Source organism: Mycobacterium sp. (genome assembly GCF_050701675.1).
GTDB lineage: Bacteria > Actinomycetota > Actinomycetes > Mycobacteriales > Mycobacteriaceae > Mycobacterium.
In genome coordinates, this window is record NZ_JBOGDD010000159.1 from 1 (window position 1) to 13,575 (window position 13,575).

The following is a 13,575-nucleotide window of genomic DNA, read 5'->3' on the forward strand; positions in this document are numbered from 1 at the left end:
AGGCCACCGTGCCGGGGAATCCGGCCAGCACCACCGCGTCCAGTCCGGCGATGTCGACGCCGAGCTCCAGTGCGTTCGTGGTGGCCAGGCCGCGCAATTCCCCTTCCGTCAGGGCATGTTCCAGGGCCCGACGGTCCTCGGCCAGGTACCCGGCACGGTAGGACGCCACCAGCGGGGCCAGGTCGGGAGCGATGTTCTCGAGCCGGGCCCGCGCGCCGAGCGCCGTCAGCTCGGCGCCGATGCGCGATCGGACGAAGGTCAGGGTGCGGGCGCCTTCGGCGATCAGGTCGGCCATCACCCGTGAGGCCTCGGTGCCGGCGGACCGCCGGACCGGGGCGCCGTTCTCACCGACCAGATCGGTGAGCAGCGCGGGCTCCCACAGCGCCACCGTGCGGCCGCCGTGCGGCGACCCGTCCTCGGTGATCGCGGTGACCGTCTGGCCGAGCAACTCGGACGCCGTCTGAGCCGGGGCTGCGGTGGTGGCGCTGGCGAACACCACCGTGGGTGCCGACCCGTAGCGGTCGCACAGGCGCAGCAGCCGGCGCAGCACCATCGCCACGTTCGAGCCGAAAATGCCTCGGTAGTAATGGCATTCGTCGATCACCACGAACTTCAGCTGACGCAGGAACACGGCCCAGCGGGAATGGTTGCGCAGCAGGGACAGGTGCACCATGTCGGGATTGGAGAAGATCCAGCGGGACCGTTCCCGGGCGAATTGCCTTGCCTCGGTTGAGCTGTCACCGTCGTAGGCGGACGGGGCGACGTTGACGAGACCGGGAATCGAGGCGCACAGCGACTGGGCGGCACGGAGCTGGTCGTGGCCCAGTGCCTTGGTCGGGGACAGGTACAGGGCGCGGGCGTGCACATCGGTTTGCATCGCGTGCAGGATCGGCAGTTGGTAGGCCAGGGATTTGCCGGATGCGGTGCCCGTCGCGATCACCACGTGCCGGCCGGCGTGCGCCAACTCGGCCGCGGATACCTGATGCGACCACGGCTGCGCCACACCGCGATCGGTGAAAGCGCGCACCACGTCGTCGCCGACCCAAGTGGGCCAGGGCATTCGGCGAGCCTGTCGTGGGGCCAGGTCGGCGACGTGCCGCAGCGGCTGCTCGTCGGCCGGGGTGCCGTCGAGTGCGGAGGACAACAGTTCACGCCCGAAGTTCGGCTGCGCTGCAGCGTCATCGGACTCCGCGTGTGTCACTGTGATCCCTTCTCGGCCATGGCTGCCGCCCGTTGCAGCGGGCCAAGATGAATTGTTCACCACACATCGTCGTGCGACTGTTGCGACAGCGCCCGACATGGTTGACTGAACTCGGTCGCAGCTGCTGTATTCGTGTGTCAACACCCGCGAACGTCGTTGCGCTCCCGGTACATCGGAAGACTCGGTGGATCGCACCCGGCAGTAACAGAAGGAAATGAACGACAAATGCCACAGGGGACTGTGAAGTGGTTCAACCCGGAGAAGGGTTACGGCTTCATTGAGCAGGAAGGCGGCGGCGGCGACGTCTTCGTCCACTACAAGCAGATTCAGTCCAACGGGTTCCGCACCCTGGAAGAGAATCAGAAGGTCGACTTCGAGGTCGAGCAGGGCGCCAAGGGCCCGCAGGCTCTCAACGTCCGCCCCATCTGAGGCCAAGAGACTGACAAACGCCCCCGCATCGTCTGTGACGAAGTGGGGGCGTTTCGCATAGCGTGGCCTGATCGCCGCGCTCCTCGACGCGGCTCGTGCCGCGCCGCCTGATCGTCGCGCGGCTTTGCCTCCACACCTTTCTTTGTGGGCTGGCCTACTGTCGGCAGGGTGAGCCAGCTGTCCTTCTTCTCGGCCGAGTCGGTGCCGCCCGAGGTGGCCGACCTGACCGGGTTGCTCGCTGCGCCGGGACAGCTGGTCCAGGCAGGCGATGCGGCGGACGGCCGAAAAGTCCGCTTGTCCGTCGTCGTCGACGCGCTGTGGCGGGCCGAGGCGCTGGCCGAGATGATCGCCGAAACGGGCTTGAAGCCGGAGATCACCCACACCGACGAGAAGACCCCGTTGGTGCGCACCGAAGCTGACGCCAGGCTGGCGCCCATGGCGGAGGACTGGACTCGCGGAGCCGTCAAAACCGTCCCCGAAGGGTGGTTGCCGGGCCCCCGGGAGCTGCGCGCCTGGGTGCTGGCCGCGGGCATGGCGGAACCGAACGGCTACTTGTTGGGTTTGGATCCCCACGCACCGGATACTCATTCGGCGTTGGCGTCGGCACTTATGCGAGTCGGTATTGCGCCAACCTTGATCGGGACCCGAGGCCATCATCCGGCCCTGCGGATCAGCGGCCGGCGGAGGCTGTTACGCCTGGTAGAGAACGTGGGGGAGCCACCCGGGTTCACCGAGGCGTTTCTCCAATGGCCCCGGACTTAGTGGGTGCACGCCGTATATTTTGGCCGCAACCGGTTTGCGTAGGCTCGCGCGGAGTGTCAAATTGTGACTTGCCTTGGGACCGGATGACCGTTAGGCATTCATTCGGTGTCGTAACGCAGACCAAGAAGTGGAGCGGATAGATACGGTGGCTGACCTCGATGGTGCCGGTAGCGGCAGCCGGGTCCGGCGACTCGTCATAGTCGAGTCGCCTACCAAGGCGCGCAAAATTGCCGGTTACCTCGGCGCCAACTATGTCGTTGAATCGTCGCGCGGACATATACGTGACCTCCCGCGGAACGCCGCGGACGTGCCGGCCAAATATAAAGGTGAGGCCTGGGCCCGCCTCGGCGTGAACGTCGACGACAACTTCGAGCCGCTGTACATCGTGAGCCCGGACAAGAAGGCCACGGTCACCGAGCTCAAGGACCTGCTAAAGGGCGTCGACGAGCTCTACCTCGCGACGGACGGTGACCGCGAGGGTGAAGCCATCGCGTGGCACCTGCTGGAGACGCTGAAACCCAAGGTGCCGGTCCGGCGCATGGTGTTCCACGAGATCACCGAGCCCGCGATCCTGGCGGCCGCCGAGAACCCGCGTGACCTGGACATCGCCCTGGTCGACGCGCAGGAGACCCGCCGCATCCTCGACCGTCTCTACGGCTACGAGGTCAGTCCGGTGCTGTGGAAGAAGGTCGCGCCGAAGCTGTCGGCCGGCCGCGTGCAGTCCGTCGCGACCCGGATCATCGTGCAGCGCGAGCGCGAACGCATGGCGTTCCGCAGCGCCGGCTACTGGGACGTCACCGCGGAGCTGGACGCCAGCGTGTCCGACGCGACGGCGTCACCGCCCAAGTTCATCGCCAAGCTCAACTCCGTCGACGGCCGACGGGTCGCCAGCGGTCGCGATTTCGACTCCCTCGGCGCGGTCAAGAAGCCTGACGAGGTGCTGGTGCTCGACGAGGCCGGCGCGGGCGCCCTGGCCGCCGGTCTGCGCGGCGAGTCGCTGACCGTCAGCTCGGTGGAGCAGAAGCCGTACACGCGCAAGCCGTACGCGCCGTTCATGACCTCGACGCTGCAGCAGGAAGCCGGCCGCAAGCTGCGGTTCTCCTCCGAGCGCACCATGAGCATCGCGCAGCGGCTGTACGAGAACGGCTACATCACGTACATGCGTACCGACTCCACGACGCTGTCGGAGTCGGCGATCAACGCCGCGCGTACCCAGGCCGGGCAGCTCTATGGCCAGGAGTACGTCCATCCGACCCCGCGGCAGTACACCCGCAAGGTCAAGAACGCCCAGGAAGCACACGAGGCCATCCGCCCCGCCGGTGACGTCTTCCAGACCCCGGGCCAGCTGCACGGCGCCCTGGACACCGACGAGTTCCGGCTCTACGAGCTGATCTGGCAGCGCACCGTCGCCTCCCAGATGGCCGATGCCCGCGGCACGACGCTGTCGCTGCGCATCTCCGGCACTGCCCGTACGGGCGAGCAGGTCGTGTTCAGCGCCTCCGGTCGCACCATCACCTTCGCCGGCTTCCTGAAGGCCTACGTCGAGAGCCTCGACGAGCAGGCCGGAGGTGAGGCCGACGACGCCGAGAGCCGCCTGCCGAACCTGACGCAGGGCCAGCGGGTGGATGCCGCCGAGCTCACCGCGGACGGGCACACCACCAACCCGCCGGCCCGGTACACCGAGGCCTCGCTGATCAAGGCGCTGGAAGACCTGGGTATCGGTCGTCCGTCGACGTACTCGTCGATCATCAAGACCATCCAGGACCGCGGGTACGTCCACAAGAAGGGCAGCGCGCTGGTCCCGTCGTGGGTGGCGTTCGCCGTCATCGGGCTGCTCGAACAGCACTTCGCGCGTCTCGTCGACTACGACTTCACCGCTGCCATGGAGGACGAGCTCGACGAGATCGCCTCGGGCAACGAACGACGGACCAACTGGCTCAACAACTTCTACTTCGGTGGCGAGCACGGTGTCGAAGGTTCCATTGCCCGCTCCGGTGGACTCAAGAAACTCGTCGGCGGCAATCTCGAAGACATCGACGCGCGAGAAGTCAACTCCATCAAGCTGTTCGACGATGACCAGGGCCGGGCGATCAACGTCAGGGTCGGCCGCAACGGCCCTTACCTGGAGCGAATGGTCGCCGATCCGGACAACCCGGGCGAACTCAAGCCGCAGCGCGCCAATCTGAAGGATGAGCTGACCCCCGACGAGCTGACCTTGGAGCTCGCCGAGAAGTTGTTCTCCACGCCGCAGGAGGGCCGTTCACTCGGCATCGATCCGGTGTCGGGACACGAGATCGTCGCGAAGGACGGCCGGTACGGCCCGTACGTCACGGAGGTGCTGCCCCCGCTGCCCGACGATCCGGAGGACGGTGCGCCCGCCAAGAAGAGCAAGAAGCCGCCGACCGGGCCGAAGCCGCGGACGGGTTCGCTGCTCCGTTCGATGGACCTGGAGACGGTGACGCTCGAGGACGCGCTGAGGCTGCTGTCGCTGCCGCGCGTCGTGGGCGTCGATCCGGCCAACAACGAGGAGATCACCGCGCAGAACGGCCGCTATGGCCCATACCTGAAGCGCGGCACCGATTCTCGCTCGCTGGCCAACGAGGAGCAGATGTTCACCATCACCCTCGACGAGGCGCTCAAGATTTACTCGGAGCCCAAGCGCCGCGGCGGGCAGGGTGCGGCCACGCCGCCACTGCGCGAGCTGGGCAACGATACCGTCTCGGAGAAGCCGATGGTGATCAAGGACGGCCGGTTCGGTCCGTACGTCACCGACGGCGAGACCAACGCCAGCCTGCGCAAGGGCGACGACGTCATGTCGATCACCGACTCGCGGGCCTCCGAACTGTTGGCCGACCGTCGGGCGCGGGGTCCCGTCAAGAAGAAGGCGCCCGCGAAGAAGGTCGCCAAGAAGGCTCCGGCCAAGAAGGCGCCAGCCAAGAAGGCCGCCGCGAAGAAGGGCTAGTTCTGCACCTGGCTCGGAACATCGCTTGGCGCAGCGAGATTCAGGGGCCGCGCCAACTGCGTCGGAATCGAGCGGCCGCGCAGTTCCACGATCTCGCCGACGTCCCAGCACAGCGCCTCGGCGTCGAGGGCGCCGCTCACCGTGATCGCCGAGGCGAGCACGTGTCCCTCCTCCAGCTTGGCCAGCTCGGTGAGTCGGGCGGCCTCGTTGACCGGGTCGCCGATGACGGTGTACTCGAAGCGCGCCAGGGCGCCGATGTGACCCGCGATGGCTCGCCCTGCCGACACGCCGATGCCAAAGTCCGTCTGTCCCAGCACCTCAAGCAGTTCGTCGTGGAGTTCACGTGAGGCCGCGAGTGCGCCACCCGATGCGTCGGGGTGCTCGATCGGCGCGCCGAAGATGGCGAGCGCGGCGTCGCCCTGGAACTTGTTGACGAATCCACCGTGCCGATGGACGGTGTCGACGATGACGCGGAAGAACTCGTTGAGCAGGCTCACGACCTCGGCTGCGGGCCGGGTCGACGCCAGCTGGGTGGACCCGACCAGGTCGACGAACAACACCGCGACATCGCGTTCCTGGCCGCCCAGTTCCGTGCCGCGCTCCAGGGCGCGACGGGCGACGTCCTCGCCGACGTAACGACCGAACAGGTCGCGGAGTCGTTGCCGCTCGGCCAGATCGCGGACCATGTCGTTGAACCCGGCCTGCAGCAGGCCCAACTCGCTGGCGTCGTAGATCTGCATGTGGGCGTTGTAGTTGCCCCGCTGCACTTCGCCGAGGGCCCAGCGCAACTGGCGCAGCGGGTCCGCGATCGACATCGAGACCAGCACCGTGCCCGCAAGGCCGATCACCAGCGCGACGATCGCCAACAACAGGATCGGCGTGTTGAGCCGCGCGGCGGATGCGGTCAGGATCTCGAACTTGCTTGCCACCAAGGCCAACACGATGGTGAGGACGGGCACGCCCGTCGACAGCACCCAGGTGAGCACCTGGCGCTGGATCACCCCAGGGGCCCGGAAGTTCTCCGGTACGCCGCCGCGCAGCGCGGCGACCGCGACGGGGCGCAACACCCGCTCGGACTGCAGGTAACCGATGATCGCCGTCGCCGTCGCGCCGAGTGCGGTGGCCACCGCGACGACGGGAGCCGAATGACTGGCAACCGGCCAGCTGGCGACGATGAAGACGACCGAGCCGAGGCACCAGTTCGCGACGCTGATCACTGACCGGTAGAGGGGCATCTTCAGAGCCCGGACGCGGGCCAGTTCGGTGATGGCCGGATCACCGTCGCCGAGGAGCGCGTCGCCACGCTGCCAACGGATGACGGGGATCAGCAGGCGCAGGCTGAGCCAGGCCAAGACGGTGAAGGAGATGAAGAGATAGCCCAGGAAGATCGCCAGGTTCATCGCCGGTAGATCCTGCAGCTGGATGCGGTCCTCGGACGGCAGCCCGAAACGCAGGAACCCCAGAACGAACAGCGCGCCGATGATGTCGGACTGCAGCATGCCGAGGGTGAAGACCGGCCACGGCGTGCGCGCCACCCATCGGACGAATGCAGTGATTCGCCCGATCGGTGTCGCCTGCGTGGTCATCCGACAACCGTATCGGTCCCAGCTGACCGGCATGGGTGCCGTTCACGACGTCGTGTCGTGTTCGCGCACTAGTGTTGGCTCTCGATGAGCGGTGTTTTCTCGCGTCTGGTCGGTCAGGACGCCGTCGAAGCCGAGCTGGTGGCCGCAGCGAAGGCTGCCCGCGGTGATTCGGCTCACAACCCCCTGGCCGGGGGCGCGACGAGCGGCAGCATGACGCACGCGTGGCTGATCACGGGACCGCCCGGTTCTGGCCGGTCCATTGCCGCGGTGTGCTTCGCCGCGGCCCTGCAGTGCACGTCCGACGGTGTTCCCGGCTGTGGAGAGTGCCGGGCCTGCACCACCACGATGGCGGGCACACACGGCGACGTGCGCCGAATCATCCCCGAGGGGCTCTCGATCGGTGTCAGGGAGATGCGGGACATCGTGCAGATCGCGTCGCGCCGGCCGGGCACGGGTCGTTGGCAGGTCGTGGTGGTCGAGGACGCCGACCGGCTCACCGAGGGTGCGGCGAATGCGCTTCTGAAGGTAGTGGAGGAGCCGCCGCCGTCGACGGTGTTCCTGCTGTGCGCACCGTCGGTGGATCCCGAGGACATCTCGATCACGCTTCGGTCCCGCTGCCGCCACCTGGCCCTGGTGACACCGAAGCTCGAGGCGATCGCCCAGGTGCTGATCGACAACGACGGGATGGCCGAGGAGGACGCCCGGTGGGCGGCGTCGGTTAGCGGCGGTCACGTCGGTCGGGCGCGCCGACTGGCCACCGACGAGCAGGCCAGAGGGCGCAGGGAGCGTGCGCTTGGGCTCGCCCGGGACGCGGCGACGCCCGCGCGGGCCTACGCGGCGGCCGAGGAGTTGGTGGCCACCGCGGAGGACGAGGCGAAGGCCTTGACGCTAGACCGCAACGAGGCCGAGACCGAGGAGTTGCGGACCGCCCTCGGTGCGGGTGGCACGGGCAAGGGCGCAGGCGGTGCGTTGCGCGGTGCTGCCGGTGCACTGAAAGAACTTGAGAAACGCCAGAAGTCGCGCCAGACGCGTGCCTCGCGCGACGCGCTGGACCGTGCCCTCATCGATCTGGCAACGTACTTCCGCGACGCGCTGTTGGTGTCCTCGGGCGCAGGCGCCGTGCAGGCCAACCATCCGGACATGGCGGACAAGGTCGCCGCGATGGCTGCGCACGTGCCGCCGGACCGGTTGCTCCGCTGCATCGAGGCGGTGTTGCAGTGCCGCGAGGCGTTGGCCATGAACGTCAAGCCGAAGTTCGCGGTCGACGCGTTGGTGGCGACCGTCGGGCAGGCGCTGCGCGGCTGACGGTCCTGGCGCAACTTGCGGAGCGAATTGGGCGCTCGGCACGTGCTCACGTAGACTCGTCCCGCCCAGCCGAAGGTCTTCGGTCAGGCGTGCCGCCTTAGCTCAGTCGGTAGAGCGTCTCACTCGTAATGAGAAGGTCCCGGGTTCGATTCCCGGAGGCGGCCCACGTGGGCTCAAAGCGTTCAATCCTCGTCCGCGAGCGCCCTCGCGGCGATGTTCCTGGCGGTGGCCGCCGCAGGGAAGCCCGCGTAACCGCTGGCGTGGTAGACGACCTCGGCGAGTTCGTCGTCGGACAGGCCGTTGGTGCGGGCGATCTTGAAGTGGTGGTGCAGTTCTTCGTTGGCGCGCAGCGCGATCAGGATGCCCAGCGTGACGAGGCTGCGGTCGCGCCTGCTGATTCCGTCCCGCGTCCACAGACGGCCGAAGACACTCTCGACGCCGATGTCCATCAGCTCGGGGGCGAAGCCGTCGGCGCCGAAGTCGACCTGATCATTGGGGCCGTCGGGAAGCACGCCGGGCAGCAGCTCACGAAAGACCCGCAGACCTTCGTCACGTAAGTTAGTCATGCTTAGTAGTCTGGCACAGTGAGCTGCTAGGGCGGTGCGACGTATCCGACCGGCCCGGAGGCGAGGCACACCGACAGCGCGGAGGTGTTCGCCCGTGCGACGATTGCGTCACCGGCGCCGGACAGGCGGACGAAGACGCGGTTGAGTCCAGGGTGCACCGGCACCCTCGCCTCGTCGCCGTCGGACAGCGCGAACGTCATCGAGCCGTCGCTGTTGGCCAGGTAGTTGATCTCGGCCGTCCACTCCGTCGGCAGCATCGGCCCGTCGAGCGGCATCCGGACCGGCGCGTCGGGCTGGACGAGGTAACCGCACTGAGATTTCGGCCCTGGCAAGGTGTGTCGCACCCAGGTCACCTGCGCATCCACCAGGTGGCCCTTGCGGTCGAACGTGCGAAGATCCGTTGTGCTGGTGCTGAATTCGGGCCGGTCGCGGGCCAGGGCGAACACGTGGCTGAAGAGGTTCTCCGGCCAGGCGAAGCGTTGCAGGATGAGCGGGTCGACCTCCTGGTCGAGCAAGGGGGCCTTGGTCTCGGCGTTGGCGGCCGCGAGACTCGTCAGAACGTTGTGGACGTACGCCTTGGTCGGGTTGTTGCGCCAGCTCTTCGTGAACGTGAACGTGGAGTAGCCACTGCTGACGGCGAAAAGGGCCGCGACCGAGACGATTACGGCCGTGCGGGCACGCGAGGCGTCCAGCCAAGCCCCTCCCGCGCGGTTCGGTGCGCAGAATCCGACGGCCGCCAGCAGCGCCAGCACCACGGCCAGGTCGGGCAGGTAGCGCAGCGTCTGCGCCAGTTCGATCGCGGTGAACCGGGACGACCGCATCAGGTAGATCGGCACCTGGCAGGCCACGGCGTACCCCGCGGCCGCCAGCCACAGCGCCTTGGCGTGTTCCTTGCGCTTCACCGACACCGCGATGACCGCAGCCAGCACCAGCCAGCCCACCACCATCACCCCGACACCCGGCAGCGCCCACGGTGACGACGGCGCCCAGCGCTCCCATGTCCACGGGCCGCCGATGAGGGCGGGGACGATCCCGTGTGTCACCGAGCGGACCAGTAGATCACCCGTCATCGGCAGGTCGAGCGTCCAGCGCCGCTGGTCCACGACGACGAAGTACAGCCCGACCCACGCCACCACCAGCACCAGCGACGCGACCCACAACCGAAAACCGGCGCGCCACACGGTCTTCACCGCAGTGCGGTCGCCAAGGACGTAGGCCAGCAGGGCCGCGATCGCGAAGGCGACGAACGGAATCACCGCGGCCTTCTCGAAGAACAGCAGCCCGATGAAGAACACCGCGGTCCCTGCGACCGCGTAGCGCTGGTTGCCCGTGCGGACCAGCAGGATCGCGTCCGCACAAACCCACGCCATCGCCGCAATCATCGGCAACGCGTTCAGGGCAGCGGCCCACCAGGCGAACGCGGGCAGTCCGAGTGGGCTGAACAACGCGAATGCCAAGGGGACCAACAGCACCGGGCGCCACCCGAGGATCACGTACAGCACGCGCAGCAACGCCAGCGATGCGACGAGTTGCAGTACCACCAGGCTGATGGCCGGCCAGATCCAGTCGAACGGCGCGAACCTCGTGATGCCGCCCGCGACGAGGAACGCCGCGGGCATGACGTGACCGTCGTGATCGTCGAACAGATAGGACGGCGACAGAAGACTGTGAGTGCCCGCACGGGCGATCAGGATCAGGTCGTCCCAGTAGAAGTAGCCCTGGAATGCGAGCACCGCCCGGATGACGAGTTGCAGCACGATCAGCACGGCGGCGGTGCGGAGAACCCAACCACGCCAGGGGCGCTGCACCCCTTCCCGCTCGACGTTCACCGTTGCCGACTGTACGGACCCCAAGCACACGTCGGTATGGTGGCCCGGTGCGGACACTCGTCACGGGGGCGGCAGGCTTCATCGGATCAACGCTGGTAGATCGGCTGCTGGCCGAAGGCCACACCGTGGTCGGCGTCGACGACCTCAGCTCGGGGAACAGCACCAACATCGTCGGGGCGGAACGGTACGACGGCTACGAATTCGCCAAGGCGGACATCGTCGACGCCGACCTGTTGGAGCTGCTCTCCGACACCAGGCCCGAGGTGATCTTCCACCTTGCGGCGCAGATCTCGGTCAAGCGCTCGGTCGACGACGCGCAGTTCGACTCCAGCGTCAACGTCGTCGGTACGGTGCGGCTCGCCGAGGCGGCGCGCAAGGCCGGGGTGCGCAAGATCGTCCACACCTCGTCGGGCGGCTCGATCTACGGCACTCCGCCGGTCTATCCGACGAACGAGGACGTGCCCGTCAATCCGTCGTCGCCCTATGCGGCAAGCAAGGTGTGCGGCGAGGTGTACCTCAACATGTTCCGCAACCTGTACGACCTGGACTGCTCGCACATCGCGCCTGCCAACGTCTACGGGCCGCGTCAGGATCCGCACGGCGAGGCGGGAGTCGTCGCGATCTTCGCCAAGGCGCTGCTGTCGGGGAAGCCGACCAAGATCTTCGGCGACGGCTCCGACACCCGCGACTACGTCTTCGTCGACGACGTGGTGGACGCCTTCGTGCGGGCCGGTGGCGAGGCGGGCAGCGGTCAGCGATTCAACGTCGGCACCGGTGTCGAGACCTCGACGCGTCAGCTGCACACCGCCGTCGCGGCGGCGGCCGGGGCGCCGGACGAGCCCGAGTTCCACCCACCCCGCCTCGGTGATCTGCGGCGGTCGCGCCTGGACAACAGCCGGGCCAGGAACGTCCTCGGGTGGGAACCCAAGGTCCAGTTCGCCGACGGTGTCGGGCGGACCGTCGAGTTCTTCCGCGAGGCCTGACCCGCCAGCTCTCAGATGCCGATCACGTTGACGAGGTCTTCGAGTCCTGCGAAGTCGTCGCCGTTGCGCGTGTAGAGATCGAGGCCGTTGGCATGCGCGGTCGCAGCGATCAAGAGATCGGCGAGCCGGCTGCGAGGTCTGCGGCCTTCGCGGACGACGGCAGCAACGACCAGCCCGTAGCTACGGGCAGCCGTGCCATCGAACGGCAGCGGATCGAGCTTGGCCTCGACTTCTTGTAGTCGCGTTTGACGTTTCGCGGCTTCGGCCGCGGTGGCGGCGAGATGAGGCCCGGCAGCCAACTCGGCGACGGTGATCGCCGATATCGCCATCTCGTCGGGAAGCTGGGCCAGCACTGCGGGGTCATGCCAGTCGATGACGACTGACGTGTCCAAGACGCCTGCGCTCACCTCAGAGGCTCTGATCGATGGCGTCGTCGAGATCGGCCCTGAACTGATGCCTGTCTATCCGAACGCCTGCGGTGGCCATTGCGGCGACCTCGTCGCGGGTGACGAAGGTACGGCGGCCTGCCCGCAGCGGCCGGAGTTCGGCGACCGGCTCGCCGTTGCGGGTGACGACGAACGTCTCACCGGCCGCGACGGCATCGATGACCTTGGCATTGTCGTTGCGCAGCTCGCGCTGCGCGATCGTTCTGGACACGGTACCTACTGTAGCGAGGTGTGCTACGCCTTGCTACGGCCTGGCATCACTTGCCCTCGGGTACGCGGGCGCCCTCCAGCGCTACCGCGCGGGCCAGTTGGGCGTACTTCAACTCCAGGTCCTTGAAGCGCATGTACGTGCTGATCGTCGTGAACAGGAACGCGATGATCAACGCGTACTCCAGCAGGTCGGTCCCGCGGGCCACGCCGAGCCAGTTCGCCATCACCGTGGTGTCGTTGGGCCGCACGATCGCATAGACGGCAGCGAGCACGAACAGGACGTAGCCCACCTTCACCCACGCTCTGGACTGGGCGCTGCGCCGGGAACGCAGTAGGTACACCAGCAGGGTGACGATGGCGACGATCAGCAGAACCTGGATCCAGTTCATCGGCGCATCCTCCTTCGAAGCAGGCCGTCGAAGATGATGTTGACGCCGTTGACCAACGGCTGCCCCTTCGACATCGAGTAGTCGGTGTAGAGAATCTCGACGGGTTCTTCGGCGACCCGCCAATCGTTCTCGATGATCAGAACGACGATCTCGCTGGCATGTGCCATGCCGTTCATCGTCAGGTTCAGTCCGTCGGCGACGGTCCGGTTGAACACCCGCAGCCCGTTGTGCGCGTCGGTCAGACCGAGCTTGCGGCTGGTCCGGCTGAGCTTGGCGATCACGGGCAGAGCCAGTCGTTTGAGCGGCGGCATGTTCTTCGCGACGGTGCCCGCGAAGCGGGTGCCGACGACGATGTCGAGGTCCTCGCCGGAGAGCCGGTCGATCATCCGGACGACGTCCTGCACGCGATGCTGACCGTCGGCGTCGAAGGTGACGAACACCCTGGCGCCGGGCTGGCTGCGGGCGAACTCGACGCCGGTCTGGATGGCCGCGCCCTGTCCCAGGTTGACGGGGTGACGCACGACGTAGGCGCCGGCCTGCCACGCCCTTTCGGCCGTGTCGTCGCTGCTGCCGTCGTCGACGCACACGACGTTGTCGAAGACGGTGCGGACGTCGGAGACGACGTCGGAGATGACGCTCGCCTCTCCGAAGGCGGGGATGACGATCCACACGTCTTCGTATCGGGCGGAGTAGCGGTCTGCTCGCATGTCAATGCCGTCGAAAGTACACGCTCAGGGAGCCGGAACCCGCGCGAGAGCGACCACGTGCACGGCGATTCCGACCATGGGGCCGCAGAGCAGCGCCACGATGGTGCGGGTCTCCAACTCCCACGGCAGCAGTAACAGCAGCGTCGATGCAAGCGTCGCGCCGATCCAGCCCACCGCGTACGCGCGGTGCAGCGCGGCGG

At 67.4% G+C, this 13,575-nt stretch carries 13 protein-coding genes, 1 tRNA gene and 1 pseudogene; 6 read left to right on the forward strand and 9 right to left on the reverse strand.

What is annotated here, in order from left to right; genetic code table 11:
• The coding region (locus ACRDUX_RS04645; RefSeq protein ID WP_526411475.1) for a DEAD/DEAH box helicase at positions 1 to 1,201 on the reverse strand (1,201 nt) is incomplete at its 3' end.
• A 225-nt stretch (positions 1,202 to 1,426) separates the two neighbouring features.
• Here ACRDUX_RS04645 and ACRDUX_RS04650 point away from each other — a divergent pair.
• The 3 genes from ACRDUX_RS04650 (at position 1,427) to topA (ending at position 5,354) form a co-directional block, all read left to right on the forward strand.
• A complete protein-coding gene (locus ACRDUX_RS04650; RefSeq protein ID WP_043397302.1) occupies positions 1,427 to 1,630 on the forward strand; it encodes a cold-shock protein in 204 nt (67 codons plus the stop codon).
• Positions 1,631 to 1,798: 168 nt separating this feature from the next.
• Positions 1,799 to 2,392 (forward strand): hypothetical protein, encoded by a 594-nt coding sequence (locus tag ACRDUX_RS04655; RefSeq protein WP_043987667.1) that lies wholly within the window; start codon positions 1,799 to 1,801, stop codon positions 2,390 to 2,392.
• Between the two features lie 136 nt (positions 2,393 to 2,528).
• Positions 2,529 to 5,354, forward strand: coding sequence for a type I DNA topoisomerase (gene topA / locus ACRDUX_RS04660; protein WP_526411495.1), 2,826 nt, complete (start codon positions 2,529 to 2,531; stop codon positions 5,352 to 5,354).
• Here topA and ACRDUX_RS04665 read toward each other — a convergent pair.
• A complete protein-coding gene (locus ACRDUX_RS04665) occupies positions 5,351 to 6,973 on the reverse strand; it encodes an adenylate/guanylate cyclase domain-containing protein (RefSeq protein ID WP_526411477.1) in 1,623 nt (540 codons plus the stop codon). The genes topA and ACRDUX_RS04665 overlap by 4 nt on opposite strands.
• Positions 6,974 to 7,024: 51 nt before the next feature.
• Between ACRDUX_RS04665 and ACRDUX_RS04670 the strand changes: the two genes are divergently transcribed.
• A complete protein-coding gene (locus ACRDUX_RS04670; RefSeq protein ID WP_526411479.1) occupies positions 7,025 to 8,245 on the forward strand; it encodes a DNA polymerase III subunit delta' in 1,221 nt (406 codons plus the stop codon).
• Positions 8,246 to 8,336: 91 nt separating this feature from the next.
• Positions 8,337 to 8,409: transfer RNA gene (locus tag ACRDUX_RS04675), tRNA-Thr, on the forward strand.
• An 18-nt stretch (positions 8,410 to 8,427) separates the two neighbouring features.
• On the opposite strand, the gene ACRDUX_RS04680 is transcribed toward ACRDUX_RS04675, so the two are convergent.
• Entirely contained in the window at positions 8,428 to 8,811 is a 384-nt protein-coding gene (locus ACRDUX_RS04680) for a carboxymuconolactone decarboxylase family protein (protein WP_526411481.1), read from the reverse strand.
• Between the two features lie 26 nt (positions 8,812 to 8,837).
• Entirely contained in the window at positions 8,838 to 10,640 is a 1,803-nt protein-coding gene (locus tag ACRDUX_RS04685) for a hypothetical protein (protein ID WP_526411483.1), read from the reverse strand.
• Between the two features lie 47 nt (positions 10,641 to 10,687).
• Here ACRDUX_RS04685 and ACRDUX_RS04690 point away from each other — a divergent pair, with 47 nt between their 5' ends.
• Entirely contained in the window at positions 10,688 to 11,623 is a 936-nt protein-coding gene (locus ACRDUX_RS04690) for an NAD-dependent epimerase/dehydratase family protein (RefSeq protein WP_526411485.1), read from the forward strand.
• A gap of 11 nt (positions 11,624 to 11,634) precedes the next feature.
• Here the strand turns inward: ACRDUX_RS04690 and ACRDUX_RS04695 are convergent, their stop codons facing one another.
• The 5 genes and pseudogenes from ACRDUX_RS04695 to ACRDUX_RS04715 all read right to left on the reverse strand — a co-directional run.
• Positions 11,635 to 12,015 carry a type II toxin-antitoxin system VapC family toxin gene (locus tag ACRDUX_RS04695; RefSeq protein ID WP_526411487.1) on the reverse strand — a complete coding sequence of 127 codons (381 nt, stop codon included), beginning with the start codon at positions 12,013 to 12,015 and terminating at the stop codon, positions 11,635 to 11,637.
• A gap of 16 nt (positions 12,016 to 12,031) precedes the next feature.
• On the reverse strand, positions 12,032 to 12,280 hold the full coding sequence (locus tag ACRDUX_RS04700; RefSeq protein ID WP_526411489.1) for a type II toxin-antitoxin system Phd/YefM family antitoxin: 249 nt from the start codon (positions 12,278 to 12,280) through the stop codon (positions 12,032 to 12,034).
• A gap of 46 nt (positions 12,281 to 12,326) precedes the next feature.
• Positions 12,327 to 12,668 (reverse strand): DUF2304 domain-containing protein, encoded by a 342-nt coding sequence (locus ACRDUX_RS04705; RefSeq protein WP_526411491.1) that lies wholly within the window; start codon positions 12,666 to 12,668, stop codon positions 12,327 to 12,329.
• Positions 12,665 to 13,375 (reverse strand): polyprenyl-phospho-N-acetylgalactosaminyl synthase PpgS, encoded by a 711-nt coding sequence (gene ppgS / locus ACRDUX_RS04710; protein WP_526411493.1) that lies wholly within the window; start codon positions 13,373 to 13,375, stop codon positions 12,665 to 12,667. The genes ACRDUX_RS04705 and ppgS overlap by 4 nt, the downstream gene beginning before the upstream one ends.
• 24 nt (positions 13,376 to 13,399) lie before the next feature.
• A pseudogene (locus ACRDUX_RS04715) lies at positions 13,400 to 13,575 on the reverse strand (hypothetical protein); the annotation flags it as partial.

Bases quoted from the DNA above. Each gene is read 5' to 3' on its own strand.
- ACRDUX_RS04665 (WP_526411477.1), bottom strand. From the start codon at position 6,973: ATGCCGGTCAGCTGGGACCGATACGGTTGTCGGATGACCACGCAGGCG.
- ACRDUX_RS04650 (WP_043397302.1), top strand. From the start codon at position 1,427: ATGCCACAGGGGACTGTGAAGTGGTTCAACCCGGAGAAGGGTTACGGC.
- ACRDUX_RS04680 (WP_526411481.1), bottom strand. From the start codon at position 8,811: ATGACTAACTTACGTGACGAAGGTCTGCGGGTCTTTCGTGAGCTGCTG.
- ppgS (WP_526411493.1), bottom strand. From the start codon at position 13,375: ATGCGAGCAGACCGCTACTCCGCCCGATACGAAGACGTGTGGATCGTC.
- ACRDUX_RS04670 (WP_526411479.1), top strand. From the start codon at position 7,025: ATGAGCGGTGTTTTCTCGCGTCTGGTCGGTCAGGACGCCGTCGAAGCC.
- ACRDUX_RS04705 (WP_526411491.1), bottom strand. From the start codon at position 12,668: ATGAACTGGATCCAGGTTCTGCTGATCGTCGCCATCGTCACCCTGCTG.